Annotated in this window: 17 protein-coding genes; 7 read left to right on the forward strand and 10 right to left on the reverse strand. The window is 73.6% G+C overall.

All coding sequences use genetic code 11. The features are described from left to right. Positions 1 to 96: 96 nt before the first annotated feature. Positions 97 to 1,290 (forward strand): GGDEF domain-containing protein, encoded by a 1,194-nt coding sequence (locus ACR80Q_RS00560; RefSeq protein ID WP_435375584.1) that lies wholly within the window; start codon positions 97 to 99, stop codon positions 1,288 to 1,290. Between the two features lies 1 nt (position 1,291). Here ACR80Q_RS00560 and ACR80Q_RS00565 read toward each other — a convergent pair whose 3' ends face one another. Beyond that, the gene (locus tag ACR80Q_RS00565) at positions 1,292 to 1,756 is read right to left on the reverse strand and encodes an SRPBCC family protein (RefSeq protein ID WP_435375585.1); all 465 of its coding nucleotides are present in this window, start codon (positions 1,754 to 1,756) and stop codon (positions 1,292 to 1,294) included. An 80-nt stretch (positions 1,757 to 1,836) separates the two neighbouring features. Between ACR80Q_RS00565 and ligD the strand changes: the two genes are divergently transcribed. Both ligD and ACR80Q_RS00575 read left to right on the forward strand, forming a co-directional pair. Then, positions 1,837 to 2,817, forward strand: a complete 981-nt coding sequence (ligD, locus tag ACR80Q_RS00570; RefSeq protein WP_435375586.1) for a non-homologous end-joining DNA ligase — start codon at positions 1,837 to 1,839, stop codon at positions 2,815 to 2,817. A gap of 91 nt (positions 2,818 to 2,908) precedes the next feature. After that, positions 2,909 to 3,133, forward strand: coding sequence for a hypothetical protein (locus ACR80Q_RS00575; RefSeq protein WP_435375587.1), 225 nt, complete (start codon positions 2,909 to 2,911; stop codon positions 3,131 to 3,133). Positions 3,134 to 3,157: 24 nt separating this feature from the next. Here the strand turns inward: ACR80Q_RS00575 and ACR80Q_RS00580 are convergent, their stop codons facing one another. The 5 genes from ACR80Q_RS00580 to ACR80Q_RS00600 form a co-directional block, all read right to left on the reverse strand. Then, the gene (locus ACR80Q_RS00580) at positions 3,158 to 4,798 is read right to left on the reverse strand and encodes a DNA glycosylase AlkZ-like family protein (protein WP_435375588.1); all 1,641 of its coding nucleotides are present in this window, start codon (positions 4,796 to 4,798) and stop codon (positions 3,158 to 3,160) included. 101 nt (positions 4,799 to 4,899) lie between these two features. Further along, positions 4,900 to 5,520 (reverse strand): CE1759 family FMN reductase, encoded by a 621-nt coding sequence (locus ACR80Q_RS00585; RefSeq protein WP_435375589.1) that lies wholly within the window; start codon positions 5,518 to 5,520, stop codon positions 4,900 to 4,902. After that, positions 5,517 to 6,629: an LLM class flavin-dependent oxidoreductase gene (locus ACR80Q_RS00590; RefSeq protein WP_435376033.1), complete on the reverse strand. Its 1,113-nt coding sequence runs from the start codon at positions 6,627 to 6,629 to the stop codon at positions 5,517 to 5,519. The genes ACR80Q_RS00585 and ACR80Q_RS00590 overlap by 4 nt, the downstream gene beginning before the upstream one ends. Before the next feature lie 106 nt (positions 6,630 to 6,735). Then, positions 6,736 to 7,836 (reverse strand): hypothetical protein, encoded by a 1,101-nt coding sequence (locus ACR80Q_RS00595; protein ID WP_435375590.1) that lies wholly within the window; start codon positions 7,834 to 7,836, stop codon positions 6,736 to 6,738. A gap of 66 nt (positions 7,837 to 7,902) precedes the next feature. Next, on the reverse strand, positions 7,903 to 9,513 hold the full coding sequence (locus ACR80Q_RS00600) for a phospholipase D family protein (RefSeq protein WP_435375591.1): 1,611 nt from the start codon (positions 9,511 to 9,513) through the stop codon (positions 7,903 to 7,905). 96 nt (positions 9,514 to 9,609) lie between these two features. Here ACR80Q_RS00600 and ACR80Q_RS00605 point away from each other — a divergent pair, with 96 nt between their 5' ends. Further along, the gene (locus ACR80Q_RS00605; protein ID WP_435375592.1) at positions 9,610 to 10,191 is read left to right on the forward strand and encodes a histidine phosphatase family protein; all 582 of its coding nucleotides are present in this window, start codon (positions 9,610 to 9,612) and stop codon (positions 10,189 to 10,191) included. Between the two features lie 78 nt (positions 10,192 to 10,269). Here the strand turns inward: ACR80Q_RS00605 and ACR80Q_RS00610 are convergent, their stop codons facing one another. The 3 genes from ACR80Q_RS00610 to ACR80Q_RS00620 form a co-directional block, all read right to left on the reverse strand. Continuing rightward, positions 10,270 to 11,343: an AI-2E family transporter gene (locus ACR80Q_RS00610; protein ID WP_435375593.1), complete on the reverse strand. Its 1,074-nt coding sequence runs from the start codon at positions 11,341 to 11,343 to the stop codon at positions 10,270 to 10,272. A gap of 165 nt (positions 11,344 to 11,508) precedes the next feature. Beyond that, complete coding sequence (locus ACR80Q_RS00615) at positions 11,509 to 12,510, reverse strand: sigma-70 family RNA polymerase sigma factor (RefSeq protein WP_435375594.1); 1,002 nt, start codon at positions 12,508 to 12,510, stop codon at positions 11,509 to 11,511. A 120-nt stretch (positions 12,511 to 12,630) separates the two neighbouring features. Then, positions 12,631 to 14,943 carry a family 16 glycosylhydrolase gene (locus ACR80Q_RS00620; RefSeq protein ID WP_435375595.1) on the reverse strand — a complete coding sequence of 771 codons (2,313 nt, stop codon included), beginning with the start codon at positions 14,941 to 14,943 and terminating at the stop codon, positions 12,631 to 12,633. 208 nt (positions 14,944 to 15,151) lie between these two features. Here ACR80Q_RS00620 and ACR80Q_RS00625 point away from each other — a divergent pair, with 208 nt between their 5' ends. Genes ACR80Q_RS00625 through ACR80Q_RS00635 form a run of 3 tightly spaced genes read left to right on the forward strand, consistent with a single transcriptional unit; the run spans position 15,152 to position 17,678 of the window. Then, positions 15,152 to 15,991: an alpha/beta fold hydrolase gene (locus tag ACR80Q_RS00625; protein ID WP_435375596.1), complete on the forward strand. Its 840-nt coding sequence runs from the start codon at positions 15,152 to 15,154 to the stop codon at positions 15,989 to 15,991. Then, a complete protein-coding gene (locus ACR80Q_RS00630) occupies positions 15,991 to 16,941 on the forward strand; it encodes a chymotrypsin family serine protease (protein WP_435375597.1) in 951 nt (316 codons plus the stop codon). Before ACR80Q_RS00625 ends, ACR80Q_RS00630 begins: the two co-directional genes overlap by 1 nt. Next, the gene (locus ACR80Q_RS00635) at positions 16,938 to 17,678 is read left to right on the forward strand and encodes a PPOX class F420-dependent oxidoreductase (protein ID WP_435375598.1); all 741 of its coding nucleotides are present in this window, start codon (positions 16,938 to 16,940) and stop codon (positions 17,676 to 17,678) included. Before ACR80Q_RS00630 ends, ACR80Q_RS00635 begins: the two co-directional genes overlap by 4 nt. Positions 17,679 to 17,833: 155 nt before the next feature. On the opposite strand, the gene ypfJ is transcribed toward ACR80Q_RS00635, so the two are convergent. Then, positions 17,834 to 18,709 carry a KPN_02809 family neutral zinc metallopeptidase gene (gene ypfJ / locus ACR80Q_RS00640; RefSeq protein WP_435375599.1) on the reverse strand — a complete coding sequence of 292 codons (876 nt, stop codon included), beginning with the start codon at positions 18,707 to 18,709 and terminating at the stop codon, positions 17,834 to 17,836. Positions 18,710 to 18,968: the final 259 nt, after the last annotated feature.

Here is an 18,968-nt window from a genome sequence, read left to right on the forward strand (position 1 = left end):
CGCAGCACGACGAAGAGCCCCCGACCAGCAGGTCGGGGGCTCTTCTGCTGCCCCGGACCGCTTCAGGCCGGGGCCACCGCTGCCGATCCCGATGAGGTGGACGAGCACCGGACGCCGGCCGACCTCGGCCCCCACGACCTGGCCACGGCCCGCCGGACGGTGGCTGCGCTGTCGGTGGTGTCGGCGGCGGTGCTGCTGGGGTTCACCGTGCTGGTGCCGGAGTCCTCGTCGCTGCCGGAGGTCTCGTTCACCGTCGTCCTGCTCATGACGGGGCTCGCCGCGGGTGTCCTGCTGGCGCCGGCGCGGGTCGCGGCGGCCCTGTGCCTGCTGATCCCGCTGGTCGGGGTCGCGGGGATCACCGCCCTGGACCTGCTGACCCGAGACACCTCGCTGGCCGCCGTCGTGTTCTTCTTCCTCCCCGTGCTGTTCGGGGCGTCCCAGCTGCGGCGCGCGGGCGCGGTGACGGTCCTGGGGGCCGCCGTCCTGGGCCACGGGACCGTGGTCGGGTCGCTGCTGCCGCCCGGGGAGGCCGTCGCCGACTTCGTCTACCTGGGCGTGGTGCTGGTGACGACCACCGTGCTCCTGGTGCGGGCCGGGGAGCGGCAGCGTGCCCTGGTGGTGCGGCTGCAGCGGCAGGCGGCGATCGACCCGCTCACCGGTCTGGTCACCCGGCGCGTCCTGGACGACGCCCTGGGCGTGGCCCTCAGCAGCGCCGCCGCCACGGAGGGGACCTCGCTGATCATCGTGGACGTCGACCGGTTCAAGGACGTCAACGACACCTACGGCCACCCGGTCGGCGACGACGCGCTGGAGCTGCTGGGTCGGCTGCTCCGCGAGGTGTCGCGCCCCGGTGACGTCGTGGCCACGGAGGGGACCTCGCGGATCATCGTGGACGTCGACCGGGTCAAGGACGTCAACGACGCCTACGGCCACCCGGTCGGCGACGACGCGCTGGAGCTGCTGGGTCGGTTGCTCCGCGAGGTGTCGCGCCCCGGTGACGTCGTGGCCCGGATGGGGGGTGACGAGCTGGCCCTGCTGCTGCCCGCCTGCCCCTACGACCGGGCGGTGGCGCGGGCCGTCGCCGTGGTGGAGCGGGTGCGGTCCCGACCGGTCGACACCGTGGAGGGCACGCAGGTGCACCTCACCGTCAGCGCGGGGGTGGCGCACGCCCCCGACCACGCGACGGACGTCCGGGCGCTGTACGCCGCCGCCGACCACGCCCTGTACCGCGCCAAACGGGCCGGCCGCGACCAGGTCGGCCTGCAGCCGGCCCTGTCCGAGGCGTCCTAGGTCAGGGTCCTGCGGGCCGGTCCTGCTCGGCCGCGGCGGCGATGTCGTCCAGGTCCGCGCGCAGCGTCCTCTCCACGGCTCGTCGGGTCAGGGGCGCCGTGACCCTGGTGAGCGCCCGGGCCAGGGTCCCGGAGGGCTCACCGGCGAAGGTCATGGTGACGTCCGTGCCGCCCGCCACGGGCACGAACGTGAACGTCGACACGTAGTGGGTGCGGCGGCTGTCCGCCTCGGCGGTGTACGAACGCCCGGGGTCGACGGCCGTGACGGCCATCTCCTCGCTGGCGCTCCTGCCGAACATCGTGCGGGTCTCGCGCCAGCGGGTGCCCACGCCGAACGGGCCGGGGGTGAGCACCTCGACGGCGTCGATGTCGGTGATGACGTCGGGGGCGTTCGCCAGGTCGGTGGCGACGGCCCAGACGCGGGCGGCGGGGGCCGCGGCGTGACGGGTGGCGCGGAAGGTCTGCACGGTGAACCTCCGGGGAAGGGGACGGCCCAGGGTCGCAGAGCCGTGGGGCCCGCCGACCCGGTCGCGGCTACCGTGGTTTCGTGGCCAGCGCGTCGTCCAAGGCACCGGCGCTCGAGATCGACGTCGACGGGCTGCCCGTGCGCCTGTCGAGTCCCGACCGGGTCTACTTCCCGGCCCGCGGTGAGACCAAGCTGGACCTGTTGCGCTACTACCTGAGCGTGGGCGACGGGATCGTCAACGCCCTGCGCGAGCGCCCGTGCATGCTGCACCGCTTCCCCAAGGGCGTGGCCGGCGACAAGGTCCACCAGAAGCGGGTCCCCGCCGGGGCACCGCCGTGGGTGGAGACCGTACGGCTGCACTTCCCCCGCTGGAACCGGACCGCTGACGAGCTGTGCGTCACCCACCTGGCGCAGGTGGCGTGGGCGGTGCAGATGTCCACGGTGGAGTTCCACCCCTGGAACAGCCGCCGCGCCGACACGGAGTCCCCGGACGAGTGGCGCATCGACCTGGACCCCGGACCGCTGTCGGACTACGCCCAGGTCCGTCGCGTGGCCCACGTCGTCCACGAGGTGCTCGACGAGCTCGGTGCGGTCGGGTTCCCCAAGACCTCCGGCGGCTCGGGGATGCACGTCTACGTCCGGGTCCCGCCCACGCACTCCTTCACCGACGTCCGTCGGGCGGCGCTCGCGTTCGCGCGCGAGGTCGAGCGCCGGGCCCCCGACGACGTGACCACGACCTGGTGGCGCAAGGACCGCGACCCGCACGCCCTGTTCGTCGACTACAACCAGAACGCCCGTGACCACACGATCGCGGCGGCCTACTCGGTGCGGGGCAACCCCGAGGCCACGGTGTCCACGCCGATCCGCTGGGACGAGGTGGACGACGCCGAACCGGGCGACCTCACCATCGCGACGGTGCCCGAGCGGTTCGCCCGGCTCGGTGACCTGCACGCCGACATCGACGAGCACGTGTTCGACCTCGCCCCGCTGCTGGTGTGGGCCGAGCGGGACGAGGCGGCCGGCGCCGAGCCGCCGGCCGAGCCCGCCGACGCGGCGGACTGAGGCGCCCGCCACCGGGCGGGTTTCGGGCGCGGGGGGCCGGGTAGTCCGGCCACGACAGCACCAGCGGACCGCAAGCCGAGGAGCGCACACCATGGGCGGAGACCGGGACATGACGGGCCAGGACCCGATGTCCAGCACGGCCGAGGGCGACGACGACCCGGGGTCGGCCGCGCTGGGCGAGGCGGGCACGGAGGAGGGTCGGCGCGGGACCGAGGACGAGGCGTCGTCGACCCCGACCCCGCCGCCGGAGGCGTTCGACGACACCCCGGTCACCGACGCGGTGCCCGAGGAGAACCTGGGGTTCCCCGAAGGCTGAGGTCGGTCTGCCCCCGAGGGATGGTTACGGCAGGACGTAGTGCGAGCCACGCCGCTCACCCACTAGCCGAAGCTGTCCGCCCTCCACGAGTCTCTTGAGGATCACCCGGGCCTGCGCAGGGGACGTCTGACACAGTTGGGCAGCCTGCCCTCGCGTGACAGAGCCGTACGCGCTCACGTAGTCGAGGACCATCCGCTGCTGCTGCAGCGGGTCGGCACCCTTGACCCGCACGTAGGCGTTGCGGTCCTGAGCCAGGTCGTAGAAGCGTGCCGTCAGATGGAACCGCCGGCTCCTGCCACTGCCGCGGGCCTCCAGCAAGCCAGCCTCGACCAATCGCGTCGTGATCACCCGCGTCGTCGCCGGCAGCATGTTGGTCGCTTCCGCTAGCTCGGTCCCGGTAGCTGACCCAGAGGCCTTGACCTCATGCAGAAGTCGGATTTCGTCGAGGCCGAGCGTGCGCTGGGTCTCGTTCTCGAAGGTGAGCAGGAAACGGACCAGGTCGAGGTCGGCAGTGCCGAGCGCCACGCCCACCACCACGGAGTCGGAGGTTGTCCGGGAGTAGTCGGGCTCATCGCGGCCGGCTCGCAGTTGCTGTTCGAACATGTCGTTCACACCTTTGCCGCGCCGGTCGACGAGACCTGCGCGCTTGAAGGCGTCGGCGATGATGGGGCTCCGCGGCCGGGACTGGTCCAGCAGGTTCGCCACAGTGACCCCTGGTGGGAACCCGCCAGCACTTGCGACGGTGAACTCGTGACGGGAGATCTGTATCCGGATGGGGCCGAGCTCGGAGTAGTCCCGGTGGACGAGAGCATTGGCGACGGTCTCCCGCCTGGTCACCGAGGGGATGAGAGGTACCTCGACGCGCAAGAGCCCGGCGCTGAGTTCGGTTACGGAGTCACGCGCGTCGAGGATGCGGCGCACCTCTTCGGCGACCTTCAGGAGGGGCCCCGTCAGGCGAAGGTCCAGGAGATGGTCTTCGCGGAGGTCCTGGAACAGGACCTCCGCCGCAGGAATCCATCGAGCGACGGCGTTCTCGGTGCCGAAGAGCAGTACGGCGCCGAGGCTGACTTGTTGAGGAGCTGGCCGAAGGCCGAGCGCCCTGAGGATGTCACCGTCCGACAACGAGGCCATGCTCTGGTCACCACTGCTGCGGCAGAGCCGGCGGAAGCGGTCGAACTCCCGAGGGTCCAGATGGGCGTCGGTCGCCTCGCGGGCCACCGACGCGGCGTAGTCCATGCCACGCGTGACCATCCCCATGCTCACGATCTCGTGGGGAGTCATGGGTACGCACTGAGGCAGGCCGTGGGGGTCGAGGACGCGCTTGGTGAACACCCCGTCCTTGGTCGCGACCGGCGCAGGGTCAGCGGCCGGGATGTCCACCCTCAGGACGTCGAGCCCTTGGACCACGTCGATGCGGACGCTGACGGCCAGGGACGGCTCGGTGGAGTTCTGGATCAGAGCGGCCACCCGGTGCGGAAGCGTCTCCTCCCCGTGCCGCGGGTTAGCGCCGACCACGGTGCCGTCATCCTCCACGCCCACCAGGAGGACACCACCCTGGGAGTTGGCCAGACAGGTCACGGCGCGAACCAGGTCGCGGTCGTTGACCTGTCGCTTGAACTCGGTTGTGAGGTCTTCCCCGGAGCCGATGAGGGCGGTCGTCGTCACGACCTCAAGAGTTATGCATAACTATGAAGGGAGCAAGGGACGCGAGGACGAAGTCATAAGTATTAAAACCCAGTGGTCCGAAGCGTGACCTGCAACCGGCCTCAGCCCCGCAGGCCGCCGAGGAGGTCGGTGAAGGAGGGGGCCGTGTCGAACGCGTCGACGACCTGCTTGGGCTCGCGGACCGCGACCAGCGCCGCGAGCTCACCCGCCGCCCGCGTCACGCGCCCGGCCAGCGCCCCGGCGGCGTCGCCGTCCCCGCCCCAGTCCTCGCTGGCGGCGAACACACCCGTCGGCACGGTGAGGGCCCGCAGGTAGCTGAACAGCGGGCGCATCGCGTGGTCGAGGGCCAGCGAGTGCCGTGCGGTGCCGGCGGTGGCGGCGAGCAGGACCGGGGTCCCGTCGAACGCGGCCTGCCCCAGCAGGTCGACGAAGGACTTGAACAACCCCGTGTAGGAGCCGCTGTAGACCGGGGTGGCCGCGATGACGCCGTCGGCGGCGAGCACCGCGTCGAGGTCGCCCTGCAGGTCGGGGCTCGCGAACCCGGTCAGCGTCGCGTTGGTGATGTCGTGGGCGCGTTCGCGCAGGTCGATCACCGCCGACTCGGCCTGGACGCCGCGCGTGCGCAGCTCACCGGTGGTGGCGCTCGCGAGCCGGTCGGCGAGGCGGCGGGTGGCCGAGGTCTCGCTCAGGCCGCCGCTGATGACGACGATGCGTCGCGTCACGGGGACACCTCCTGGGTCTGGGGCTGCTGGGCCCGGGTCTGCTGGGCCGCCAGCAGCGTGGCGTGGGTCGGGGCGTCGGGCACGTGGGCGGGGCGGTCCTTGGCGAACTCCGCCCGCAGCACGGGCAGGACGTGCTCGCCCAGGTAGTCCATCTGCTCCAGCACCGTCGTCAGGGGGAGCCCGGCGTGGTCGAGCAGGAACATCTGCCGCTGGTAGTCCCCGACCACCTCGCGGTAGGCCAGCGTCCGCTCGATGACCTGCTGGGGAGAGCCCACGGTGAGCGGGGTCTGGTCCATGTACTCCTCCAGCGTCGGTCCGTGCCCGTAGACCGGGGCGACGTCGAAGAACGGCCGGAACTCACGGATCGCGTCCTGGCTGTTGGGCCGGACGTACACCTGCCCGCCGAGGCCGACGTAGGCCTGATCGGCCGGGCCGTGGCCGTAGTGCTCGAAGCGCTGACGGTAGAACCCGACCATCCGCTCCACGTGCTGCTTGGGCCAGAAGATGTTGTTGTGGAAGTAGCCGTTGCCGTAGTACGCGGCCTGCTCGGCGATCTCGGGGCTGCGGATCGACCCGTGCCAGACGAACGGCGGCACACCGTCCAACGGCCGGGGGACCGACGTGAAGCCCTGCAGCGGGGTGCGGAACTGGCCCTGCCAGTCGAGCACGTCGGTGCGCCACAGCTGGTGCAGCAGGTCGTAGTTCTCGACCGCGAGCTTGAGGCCGTCGCGGATGTCCTTGCCGAACCACGGGTACACCGGGCCGGTGTTGCCCCGGCCCAGCATCAGGTCGACGCGACCGTCGGACAGGTGCTGGAGCATGGCGTACTGCTCGGCCATTAGGACCGGGTCGTTGGTGGTGATGTGCGCGATGGACGTCGAGAAGATCAACCGCTCGGTCTGCGCCGCCAGGAACGCCCCCATGGTGGTGAGCGCGGACGGCACGAACGGGTGGTCGTGGTGCTCGCCCAGCGCGAAGACGTCGAAGCCCACCTCCTCGGCCTTGAGCCCGATCTGCATGAGCCCCTTGATGCGCTCCTGCTGGGTCGGGGTCCGACCCGTGGTCGGGTCCGGGGTGATGTCGCCGACGCTGAACACGCCGAGCTGGATGCCGCTCACCGGGTGCCTCCTCGATAGTTGACGCTTCTACGACCACGAACGTCGGGCGGGCGCCGGTTATGCCGCAGGAGCATGCCTGCCCGGTGTGCCGGGACGGTCACGGACCGCCGCAGTCCTCGCCCGCGCGTCGGGACTGCACGACCGGCGGACCGGTGAGCACGCCGCCGTCGACGGCGACCACGAGCCGCTCCCGGGTGAGCAGCTCGAAGCGGACGGTCCCGCCGTCGGTGTCGACGACCGAGGAGGTGCCCGGTGCCTGCCGGACCAGGGCCCCGTCGTCCTCGACGAAGGTGAGGTCCAGCGCCGTGGCGTCCCAGCCGGGACGGGTGACGCGTTGGCCGACGACGACACCGTCGCGGACGGTGGTCGACACGTCGCGGTCCCGACCGTCGGTCCCGGAGGACGTCTGGCACCCGTCGGTGGACGCCACGACGGGGACGCCCTGGTCGATCGCCTCGTCGACGGGCAGCCCGAGGGCGTCGACCTCGGGCAGCAGGTCGGCGTAGGTCGTCGGGTCCTCCACCACCCGGCGCGTCTCGGGCAGCACGGTCGGCGGGAACTCCGCCAGCAGGGTCTCGGGCGTCGGGGTGCAGTCCCGGCCCCGCCGGGTCGCCACCTCGAGGTGACGGACCAGCTCGCCGCCGAGGTCGGACACCGAGATGGTCGTGCTGCCCCTGGACAGCTCCAGCAGCCGCACGGTGCGGTCCCCGGCGGGGATCGTGAGGTCGGTGAGCCCGTCCGAGCCGCCGATGGCCTCCAGCGTGCGGTCCGCGGTCAGGCCCAGGGGGACGACCGAGGGGCCCGGCGGGGGCGGCTCGTCGGCGTGGAGCCGCACCTGCAGCGACACGACCTCCCCGTCCACGGCCCATCCGAGCAGGTCCGCCCCCTGCACGGAGGCCCCCCGTAGCCGGACGCAGCCGTCCGGCTGCTCCACCTGCTGCCAGCCGGACTCGACCAGGCCCGCCGCCTGGGCGCCGAGCCGGAAGGGCCCGATGCCGCCGCCGTCCACGGCGACCTCGTCGACCCGCCACTGCGCCAGGTCCTCGACGTCGGGGATCGGCACGGTCGGCAGCGGGTCGGCGGCCGGCGACGGTCCGGACGGCGCCTGCGTGGGCAGGGCGAGCCCGTCGGGCGCCTGGGTGCCGGGCCGCACCAGCAGGACGACGCCCACCAGGACCGCCGCGCCGGCGACCGCCACCACGGCACCTCTACCCACGTCGTCCCCGTCCCCCGTCCCTCGGCCCGGCCCCTGGCCCCTGGCCGCTCACATCTGCTTGCGCCACTTCATCATGGGGGGGCGGCCGTCCGGGTCGATGACGACACGGTAGAAGCCGGCCGACAGCCGTCGCTGCCACGCCGGCGGCACCTGCAGCCGGTGAGGGCGGAGCCGCCCCGGCGGTCGCTCGCCGACCCGGCCGTCGGCGTACCAGCGGTCCAGCGTCGCCGCGCTGTCGCGCAGCGCCGTCACCGCCGAGCCCAGGTCCAGCAGGTCCCCGTCGTCGCCCTCGGCGCGGTCGAGGTGCTCGCGCATCAGCTCCAGCCGCAGCTCGCGCGCGAAGCGCCGGGCGCCGTCACCCAGGCCCGCCGGGTCCCGGGGCTCGCGCGGGTCGCGGGCCGTGTCGAGGACCGCGGCCGTCAGCTCGGAGTCGTGGGTCCAGCTGCGCCGGTTGAAGTTGTCGCTGCCCACGGTGGCCCAGACGTCGTCGACGACGCAGACCTTGGCGTGGACGTAGACCGCCTCGCCCCGGCGGTTCTCGACGTCGACCACGTGCACCCGGTCCCCACCGGCCTCCTCCACCATCGCGAGCGCCTGGGCGTGACCGTGGTGGACGGCGGGCAGGCGCAGCCTGCCCTCCTGGTCGGGGTAGCGGGGGACCACGGCGACCAGGTGCAGGTCCGGCTCCCGGCGCAGCGCCTCGGCGAACACCTCGGCCACCTGCGTGGACCACAGGTACTGGTCCTCGATGTAGACGAGCCGCTTGGCGCGTCGCAAGGCCTTGGCGTAGCCGCGGGCCGCGCTGCGCTCGCCGTCGGGGGCGAACGGGTAGCCGGGACGGCGGTTGGGGTAGGTCCGCAGCAGCTGGACGGCGCAGGTCCCCGCGGCCGGCGGGTCCGGCCGCGGCTCGGGCAGCGTCGAGGCGTCCCGGTCCAGCCTGCGCAGGACGTCGGGGATGACGTGCCACGGCATCCGGGTCAGCTCGGCCGGGTCCTCCCAGCGCTCGCGGAACACGTCCTCGACGTCGCGCACCGCGGGACCACGCAGCCGGACCTGCACGTCGTGCCACGCCGGGCTGTCGCCGTAGCGGGACGAGAACGGCTGGGTCTGCGGGTCGCCCCCGTGCTCGGCGTCGTCGCGGCGGCTGTGGCCCAGGTCGATCCCGCCGACGAAGGCGACGTCGGTGCCGGGGTGCTCCGCGTGGCGGACGACGACGAACTTCTGGTGGTGGCTGCCCATCGGCCGGACGCGCTGGTCGAGCAGCACCTCCCCGCCGTCGTCGTCGATGTCCTCCGACAGGTCCCGGTTCTGCTCCGACGAGAACTGGAACCGGTCCATGTGCGAGCGCCACAGCAGCCCCTTGACCATCGCGCCGCGCCGGGACACGTCGCTGAACGCCTGGCCCACGGTGGGCCCGTCGTCGGTCAGCCGCTCGTCGGGGTCACCGCGCCAGTCCGCGAACACCACCAGGTCACCGGCCCCGGCCCCCTCGAGCGCCTGGAGCAGCAGCGGGAAGTAGGTCCGGCCGTGCACCAGCGGCAGCACCTCGTTGCCCTCGGTCCACGCCCGCAGCCGGGTGGCGTGGTTGCCCCGCTCCCGCTCGCTCAGGAACCAGTGACGGACGTCTCCTGGGGGCCGGTCGGGCTCGTGCCGGGGCATCGCCGCAGCATCGCAGGCCGGCCCGGGGCTGTCGTGCAGAACCGGGCCCGGTCCGGCTGCTCGCGCGGGCGGCCCGGGTGCGGTTGCCTGTACCGCATGACGTCCCAGGTGTTCCTCGTCCGCCACGGCGAGACCGGGTGGAGCCGTTCGCACCGGCACACCGGTCGTACCGACATCCCCCTGACCGACACCGGCCGGGAACAGGCCGAACGGGCCGGTCGGGCGCTCGCGGGCCTGGACCTGGCCCTGGTGCTGTGCAGCCCGCTGGGTCGGGCCGCCGACACCGCCCGCCTGGCGGGTCTGGGGGACGCGGCCGAGCTGGTCGACGACCTGATGGAGTGGGACTACGGCGTGGCCGAGGGCCGCAGCACGGCCGACATGCAGACCGAGGTCGAGGACTGGACCGTCTGGACGCACGGGGCCGGTCTGGGCGAGTCGGTCGAGGAGGTGGGCGAGCGGGCGGACCGGGTCATCGCCCGCGTCGAGGTCGCCGACGGCGACGTCGCGGTGGTCGCGCACGGCCACATGCTGCGCATCCTCACCGCCCGCTGGCTGGGTCTGCCGGCGCTGCACGGGCGCAGCTTCGTCCTGGGGACCGCGACCCTCAGCCGGCTCGGCTACGAGCACGGCAACCGCGTCGTCCAGGTCTGGAACGACGACAGCCACCTGCGGGCCTGACGGGCGCTCCCCGCCGCTCGGGCCCACGGTGCTCTGGTCGGCGCCCGACCGGGTGCACACGTCGAGGCGACACCCCGCCTAGCTCGACGAGCGTTCGAGCTCCTCCTTGGTCCGCTGCTCGGCTTCGCCCCGGCCGGCCAGGTAGGAGGCCACCTTGTAGGCCGAGGCGACCAGCGGCACCGCCACCACCGCACCGGCGATGCCGAGCAGCAGGGTGGCGCACGTGACCGTGGTCAGGATGGCCAGCGGGTGCAGGCTCAGGGCCTTGCCCATGACGAGCGGCTGCAGGATCTCGCCCTCGACGTTCTGCACCAGCAGGACCACGACCAGGATGATGATCGCGTCGGTCGGGCCCTCGGTCATGAGGGTCACCAGCACGGCGGCCGCCCCGGCGACCACGGCACCCACGATGGGTACGAACGCGGCCAGGAACGTCAGCAGGGTCAGCGGCAGCCAGAGGGGCACGCCGACGAGGAGGAGCCCGGTCCCGATCAGGGCGGCGTCGACCACCGCGATGACGACGGTCCCGCGGACGTAGCCGGTGAGGGCGGTCCAGGCCTCCTGACCGGCGCCGTCGGTCCGTTCCCGGTGCCGCGACGGCACCCAGCTGAGCAGCCACGCCCACATCCGTGAGCCGTCCTTGAGCAGGAAGAACACCGCGACCAACGCGAACAGGGTCCCCGTCACGGCGGTGCCCACCGTCGAGGCGCCGGTGAGCACGCCCGAGGCCAGGGTGGGTGCGACGGACTGCAGCCCGCTGGTGGCCTGCTCCTGCAGGGCCGTGACCTGGTCCGCGTCCAGCTGCAACGGCCCGTCGACCAGCCACTGCCACACCGTCTCCACCCCGCCCGTCAGAGCGCCGGTCAGGTCGTCCACCTGGGCGAGGACGTTGTCCACCACCAGCAGGAGGATCGCCACGGGAACGCCCACGAGGACGAGCAGGCTCAGCAGGGCCGCCAGGACCGACGGCACCCCGCGCCGCCGCAGCCGGCCGGCGGCCGGCTCGGTCAGGGCCACCAGCAGCACGGCGACCACCAGCGAGAACGTGACCAGGGCGACCTCCAGGGCCGCAGCGACCAGCACCGCGAGCACGGCGACCAGCACCAGCAGGACGGCGCCGTAGGCGGCGCAACGCAGCAGCCAGTGGGGCACCAGGGGGCCTGACGGGGCCGTGGGGTGCTCACCCCGCTCATCGGGCGAGGGCGCACCGGGACGGGTCGACCGACCGAGCCTCACGGCTGCGGTCGGCGGTGGGCGAGGGCGGGGGCGACAAGCAGGAGCACCCTGCATGCTCCCAGGTGCAGGGCCCCGCCCGTCCTAGCCGCCGTCGGCCGGCAGCCGGTCCGGCATCCCGAACCGGGCGAAGAGCCGGGTGTCCAGGAACGACGTGATGGCCGCGATCCGACCGTCGGTGATCTCCAGGACGTGCAGGCCCCACGGCTCGTACCCGTCGCCGTCGGCGGCGGGCTTGTACTGGGCGAACGCCGGGCAGCCGTTGGCGTCCTCCGCCCGCAGGACCCTGGAGCCCTTGCAGGCGATGCCCGGCCCGAGCATCCAGTCGCCCAGGTCCTGCGCCCCCTGCAGCCACAGCGCGAACGGCGGCATGTTCTGGGTGGCGTCCTCGTGCAGCAGCGCCACGAACGCGTCGATGTCGTAGCTCTCGAAGGCCTCGACGTAGCGCTGGAGCAGGTGCCGTTGGGCGTCGTCCAGCGGGTCGAGCGGCCGCGGGTCGTCGTGGTGGGCGGCCAGGGTCGCCCGGGCCCGTTGCAGCGCGCTGTTGGCCGAGGCGACGCTGCTCCCCAGCAGAGAGGCGACCTCCTGGGCGCTGAACCGGAGGACGTCGCGCAGGATGAGGACGGAGCGCTGACGCGGGGGGAGGTGCTGCAAGGCCGCCACGAAGGCCAGCCGGACGCTGTCGCGCTCGGCGGCCTGCTCGGCCGGGTCGGTCGTGGCCGGCGCCACCCCGCGCCACGGCAGCGGCTCCAGCCACTCCTCGTGCGGTCGGGGGTCGCCCAGGGAGGACTGCACCGGGGCGGACGGACCGCCGATCTCCAGCGGGGTGGCCCGCCGCTTGCGGCCGGCGATGGCGTCCAGGCAGACGTTGGTGGCGATCCGGTACAGCCACGAGCGCACGCTGGACCGGCCCTCGAAGGAGTCCATCGACCGCCAGGCCCGGACCATGGTCTCCTGCACGGCGTCCTCGGCGTCGTGCACCGACCCGAGCATCCGGTAGCAGTACCCCGTCAGCTCGCCCCGGTGCAGGGCCAGGTCCGCCTCCGCCACGAAGCCACCGGTCGTCTGCTGCGTCGCCTGCGCCATCTCGGTCCCCTCCCAGGTCGCTGCGTCGACGCTAGACCTGGGCACCGACGACGCGGAAGGGCCGGACGCCTCGGCGCCCGGCCCTCCCGGGTGGTGCGTGGCCGTCGGACGGCCCCGGACTCAGTCCGTCAGGCGGACCTCGTCGAGGTAGAACGGCGTGCGGCCCGGGGTCCGCAGCGACCAGCCGTTGACCTCGGTCAGGGTGAGACCGTCGGCCGGTGCCCCGGCCGGCTGCTGCCGGTCGCGGCGGAACGACGACCACGGCACGGTGACCTGCTGCCAGCCGCTGGTGTCCTGGAACGACGCCGTGAACCGCTCGGCGGTGTCCGGGGGCCCGTAGACCTCGACGTAGTCCACCAGGTACTCGCCCGGCAGCTCGAGGTCCGCCCCGAGCGCGCCGCCGAAGTTGCCGCCCAGGGCGGTGTTCAGCAGCAGCGTGTACGGCTTGTCGAAGGGCCAGCCGTTGGGGGCGACGTCCTCGGGCGTGGCCTCGTGGAACTTGACCCCGTCGAGGTACCACTCGATCAGGCCCGGCTGCCACTCCGTCGTGATGGTGTGGAACTCCTCCGGCACGGGCCGGTCCAGGGTGATGGTGTCGCCGAAGGACTGCCCGCCGGAGTACCCCGGGCCGTGGATGGTGGCGAACACGTCGAAGGGCTCCCGGCCGACGAACTCGTAGAAGTCGATCTCGCCCGTGGTGGGCCAGCCGACGTCGCGGAAGTCGTCACCGAGGCTCCAGAACGCGGGCCAGATGCCCGTGCCGGCCGGGGCCTTGAGCCGGGCCTCGATCCGGCCGTAGCGGAACTCGGCGTTGCCCTCGGTGACCAGGCGGGCCGAGGTGTACTCGCACGGGCCGTACCAGCAGGGCAGGTCGGCGGCCTCGGGGTCCTCGACCTCGGCGGTGCGGATGACCAGGTTGCCCTCACCGTCCAGCGAGGCGTGCTCGGCCCCCTCGGCGTAGTACTGCAGCTCCTGGTTGCCCCAGCCCCAGCCACCGGTCTCGAAGGACCACTTGTCGGGGTCGGGCAGGCTGCCGGCGGGACCGTCGAAGTCGTCGGACCACTTCAGCTCCCAGCCGTCGGGGCCGGGGTCCGGGGCGCTGTTCTCGGCCAGCTCGAGCTGGACCCGGCCGCGCGAGCCGGTGCCGCGGTACCAGAACGACAGGCCGTCGGAGTCCGACCAGTCCTGCGGCTCGGCGAACGTGCGGCCGATGGTGCCGGGACCGCGGCCGGTGACGACGTCCTCGGTGTAGACCTGGCCGGGCCGGGCCAGCGGGCTGCCGACCGGGACCTCGGTCACGTCGACCGTGCCGCGGGGGCCGGCCTCGAGCAGACCGGGCTCCTGGCCGTCCTCGACGAGCCGCTCGTCGCGGGGGTCGTCGTCGATGAGGCTGACCACACCGCGGGTGGCGGGCCCGCCGGGCAGGCCGTCGGTGTCGGTGAGGACGACCTGGTACGACTCGTCGACCTCCCAGGTGTCGTCCTGCAGGCCGGGGATGCTGAGGAACGCGTCGCGCTCGCCGGCCGGGATGACGACCGTGCCCGCGCTCGGCACGTAGTCACGGTCCGGGGTGGCGACCAGGTCCTCGGTGGCGGTGCGGTCGGTGGAGTCGCTCGTGGCCCAGTCGATCGTGACGTCGCGGTCGGTGGCCCGGCTGAGCCGGATCCTGGGCTCGGCGGTCTCGCCCTCGCCGACGCGGGTCACGGGCGGGTCGAAGGCCACCGTCAGCGGGCGTTCGCCGAACAGCGCGACGTCGTCGAAGGCGAACTGCCGCTCGCCCCCGCCCGTGCCGAGCGTGCCGAAGCCGTAGCCGTTGATCTCCTCCAGCGTCAGGCCGTCGTCCGGGGCGCCGTTGCCGATGTTCTTGAAGGCGAACTCGTCCCACTCCCACGACAGCGTGCGCCACCCGGGGGTGTCGTCGATCCAGGACACCGTCCAGCGCCCGGCGTCGTCGCGGGTCGAGCCCTCGGAGCGGTTGTCCAGCAGGTCCAGGAACATCCCGGTGCCGGAGCCGCTGCCGAAGAACCGGACCGAGAACCCGGCGGACGCCGAGGCGTCGACGGGGGCCCAGTCGAGCGGGTCGCCGCCGGTGAAGATGCGGACCAGGCCGGCGAAGCTGCCTGTGTTCGACCCCAGCACCAGGCTCTCGCCGCCACCGGGCGACGGGGTCCAGGGCGGGGCGCCGGCACCGACGTAGCTGTAGGCGTAGCCGTCGCCGGAGAACTCGAAGACGCCGATGGCGTTGCCGTCGGGGTCCGTCGTGCGGGGCAGCTGTTGGTCCTCGAAGTCGTCGAGGACGACCACGGGACCGGGGAGCGGGTCGTCGACGGCCGCTCCGGCCGGCCCGCTGCCCAGCAGCGAGACCGGGACGACCAGGGCGGCGGCCGTCAGGGCGACGACGGTGGTGCGCAGGGGGGATGGGCGGGTCCGCATAGGTCCTCCTCGACCAGGTGCGACTGGCCTCCCGCACGACCGGACGTCGGGGGGGCCGCTGTTCGTGGGATCACGATGCACAGACCGGGGCGATTTCCGCAAGCGCTTGCAGAGTGTCGTGCGGCGGCCGGTCGGGGACGGTTGGGTTGGCGGGTCGGGTACCGACCGCCGATGATCTCGAAGACCCCGGACGAGACGAGACCGACCCGTGACCGACCCCGCCCTGCCGGTGCTGCGCCGTGTCGGGTCCGGGCGACCCCTGGTGCTGGTGCACGGCCTCGGCGCGACCCACGACTGCTGGCGCCACGTGGTGCCGCTGCTCCGGCTGCACCGCGAGGTCGTGACGTTCGACCTGCCGGGCTTCGGGCACGCCCCGTCGCTGCCGGGGCCGCTCACCGTGGGCACGATGACCGACCGGGTGGAGGCCCTCCTGCACGAGGAGGACCTGCTCGGCGCGGACCTGGTGGGCAGCTCGATGGGCGCGGAGGTGGTGCTGGAGCTGCTGCGCCGCGGCCACGGCGGTGACGTCGTCGCCCTCGCGCCCAGCGGGTACTGGGGCCTCGTGGGGCGCGTCTGGTTCCTGCTGGTGGCCTGGGCGGCGCTGGTCCTCGTCACCGTCCTGCGCCCGGTCGCCCCCGCCATCCTCGGCACCCGGGTCGGCCGCGAGGTGCTGCTGCGGCCGCTCTCGCCGCGGCCCCGTCACCTGAGCGACGTGGTGCCGGACTCGTCGCGGCTCTTCGGCTGCACGCCGTCGTTCGTGCCCGGCCTGCGCCACCTCGGCCGCCGCCGTCCGCCGGTCGTCGTCCCGGCCGAGCGGACCCGGGGGCGCCGGGTGACCGTCGCCTGGGGGCGCCGCGACGGGCTCTGCCTGCCCGCGCAGGCGCACCGCGCGCAGCGGGCGGTCCCCGGGGCCGCGCTGCACTGGTTCGACCGCTCCGGTCACCTGCCGCCGTGGGACGAGCCGCTCGCGACCGCCCAGCTGCTGCTGTCGGTGACCGGCGGGCCGACCGCCGAGCAGGTGTCCGGCCCCGCTGACAGCCTGGCGTGATGGAGCTGGGGTCGGTACGGGAGCTGAAGGAGGCGTGGCTGTCCCGGGTGGCGGTGCGGGGCGTCGCGGGGCGGGCGCCGATGGTGGGTCCGGTGGCCCTGGGCGCGGCCCCGCGGGGTGCCGGCTACGCGCTCGCCGTGCGCTACCGGCACGAGGGGCCGCTGGTGGCCCGGCTCGTCGGGCAGCTGCGGGACGCGGTCGGGGACCGGGAGGTCGACGTCCGCCGCATCGGGTCGGTGCGGCCGCTCACCACCCCCACGCCGGAGCAGCTGCAGGGCCGGCTCCGGCCCCTGGTGCCGGGGTGCTCGATCTGCCACGAGGCCGACACGGCCGGCACGCTGGGCGGCGTCGTCGAGCGTGACGGCGAGCGCTTCCTGCTGTCCAACAGCCACGTGCTGGCCCGCGCGGGGCTCGCCTCGCCCGGGGACGTGGTGCGGCAGCCCGGTCCGGCCGACGGCGGCCGGGCGCAGGACCGCGTCGGGGTGCTCGAGACCGCCGTGCCGTTCGACCCGGCCGGCGCCAACCGGGTCGACGCCGCCATCGCCCGCCCGGACCCCGGTGTCGAGGTCGACCTGCACCCCTCGGGCACGGCCCGGCTGGACGGCGACGAGCTGGTCGAGAAGCTCGGCCGGACCACCGGGCTCACCCGCGGCCGGGTGACGGCGATCGAGGTGGACGACGTGGTCGTGGACCTCGGTGAGGGGGTGGGGCTGCTCCGCTTCGACGGGCAGGTCGAGGTGAGCGGGACCGCAGGTGGCCCGGACGGGACCGCGGGGCCCTTCTCGCGCGGGGGCGACAGCGGGTCGCTCGTGCGGCTGGCCGGCGGGGGCCGAGCCGTGGGGCTGCTGTTCGCCGGCAGCGAGGCCGGTGGTGACGACGGGTTCGGGTTGACGTTCTGCAACGTCGTCGACGACGTCCTCGACGAGCTGGGTGCCATCCTTCTCGGATGACCGACCGGGACACCGCCCGCGCCGCGAAGGACCAGCTCCGTGCGGAGCTGGGGCGGCTGCCCGGGGTCACCGGTATCGGCATCGGCCGGCGCGAGGGCGACTACGTCATCACCGTCTCCGTGACCGAGCAGGCCGTGTGCGACCACGTGCCGCCGCACTTCCACGGGGTCGTGGTCGAGGTGCGCGTCTCGGGCCGGCTGCGAGCGCTCGGCGGCGGTCCGGTCCGCGACGAGCCGGAGGCCGTGGTGCAGGCCGGGGGACCGACAGCCCCGGGTGCGGGGCCGAGGTCCCGGCACGAGGATGCACAGGTGGAACTCGACGACGCGGTCTCCTTCGCCACCCAGCACCGGCGCAGCGTGCTCATCACCCTCAAGCGGGACGGTCGACCCCAGTCGTCCAACGTCATGCACGTCGTCCGGGACGGCCGGTTCGTGGTGTCGGTGACCGACGACCGGGCCAAGACCCGCAACGCCCGCCGCGACCCGCGGGTGTCCCTGCACGTCAGCGCGCCCGACTTCTGGAGCTACGTGGTGGTCGAGGGCGACGCCGAGACCACCCCCGTGGCCCGCGAGACCGACGACGACACCGTCGAGGCCCTGGTGCGGTACTACCGCGACGCGGCCGGTGAGGAGCACCCCGACTGGGACGAGTACCGCCGCGTCATGGTCCGTGAGCGGAGGCTGCTGCTGGCCGTGAACCCGACGCACGCCTACGGCATGCTGCCCGACCCCGGCTGACCCGGTCGACGACGCGCGGCCCGACGGCGTGGACGACGCGCAGCCCGACGACGCGGTGCCCGACCGGAGCGGCCCGACGAGCGGCACGTCCGTCCGGCCCCCATGAAGGAGTCCGAGCGCACTGACGGCCGTCCCGGCCACGAGGCCCGCTCGCGCTAGAGGTCCTCGACGGCGAACGTGTCGCAGGCGGTGAGGGAGCCCTGCTCGTAGCCCGTGGTGAACCACTGCTGCCGCTGCTCGCTGGAGCCGTGGGTCCAGGTGTGCGGGTCGACCTGACCGCCCGAGGCCTCCTGGATGTGGTCGTCGCCCACGGCCTCCGCCGCCGACAGCGCGTCCGCCAGCTGCTCGGCCGTGACGGGCTCGAGGAACACCTCGCCGGTGTCGGGGTCGACCGTGGTGGCGGCCTCTCCCACCCACATCCCGGCGTAGCAGTCGGCCTGCAGCTCCAGGCGGACCTGGCCGGCCCCGGACCCGGCGCTGCGGTCGGCGGTGTCGAACACCCCGGTGACGTTCTGGATGTGGTGGCCGTACTCGTGGGCCGTCACGTACATCTCGGCGAGCGGGCCGTCCGAGGCGCCGAACTGGGTCTGCAGCAGGTCGAAGAACCCCAGGTCCATGTAGATGCCCTGGTCGGCCGGGCAGTAGAACGGCCCGGTCGCCGACGTCGCCTGACCGCAGCCCGACGTCGTCGCGTCGGTGAACTCGACCACCCCGGGTCGGACCAGCTCACCGCCCGACGCGGCCAGGGTCGTGGCCCAGTAGGTGTCGAGCGACTGCACGGTGGCCGACAGCCGGCACGCGCGGTCGGTGTTGGCCTGCTCGGCGGTGCAGTCGCCCACGACGGACTCCTGCTCCTGTGCCCCGCCGGACCGGGCGCCGTCGACCACCGGGCCGATGTCGACGCCGGTGAACTGGAAGATCAGGAACGCGGCGACGCCGAGGATCCCGACCCCACCGCCGGCGGCGGCCGCGCCGCCGCGGCGGCTGCGCACGCGCCCACCCTCGAAGCTGCCACCGGAGCTGAACGTCATGCGCGGGGGATCCCCACCCGGGGGGTGGTTCACACCTCTGTGGGGTCTGCGCACCCGGAAGGCCACCCGCGCCAGCAGCCACCCCACCGCGCCACCGACGAGCAGACCCACCGGCACCTTGCCGACGAGCCCTCACGCCACCCACCGCGGCCCCCACGCCCCGATCACGCCGCTGGAGCCGACGAACCGCGCGAGGTGGCCGAACGGGAGCACGAGCGGAGCGTGGCGCGGGAGCCGGGACACGGCCACGCAGGCGTTC

It is taken from the genome of Aquipuribacter aurantiacus (assembly GCF_051216895.1).
In the GTDB taxonomy this organism is placed as follows: Bacteria; Actinomycetota; Actinomycetes; order Actinomycetales; family JBBAYJ01; genus Aquipuribacter.

Bases quoted from the DNA above. Each gene is read 5' to 3' on its own strand.
- ypfJ (WP_435375599.1), bottom strand. From the start codon at position 18,709: ATGACGTTCAGCTCCGGTGGCAGCTTCGAGGGTGGGCGCGTGCGCAGC.
- ACR80Q_RS00575 (WP_435375587.1), top strand. From the start codon at position 2,909: ATGGGCGGAGACCGGGACATGACGGGCCAGGACCCGATGTCCAGCACG.
- ACR80Q_RS00600 (WP_435375591.1), bottom strand. From the start codon at position 9,513: ATGCCCCGGCACGAGCCCGACCGGCCCCCAGGAGACGTCCGTCACTGG.
- ACR80Q_RS00635 (WP_435375598.1), top strand. From the start codon at position 16,938: ATGACCGACCGGGACACCGCCCGCGCCGCGAAGGACCAGCTCCGTGCG.
- ACR80Q_RS00630 (WP_435375597.1), top strand. From the start codon at position 15,991: ATGGAGCTGGGGTCGGTACGGGAGCTGAAGGAGGCGTGGCTGTCCCGG.
- ACR80Q_RS00605 (WP_435375592.1), top strand. From the start codon at position 9,610: ATGACGTCCCAGGTGTTCCTCGTCCGCCACGGCGAGACCGGGTGGAGC.
- ACR80Q_RS00620 (WP_435375595.1), bottom strand. From the start codon at position 14,943: ATGCGGACCCGCCCATCCCCCCTGCGCACCACCGTCGTCGCCCTGACG.
- ACR80Q_RS00615 (WP_435375594.1), bottom strand. From the start codon at position 12,510: ATGGCGCAGGCGACGCAGCAGACGACCGGTGGCTTCGTGGCGGAGGCG.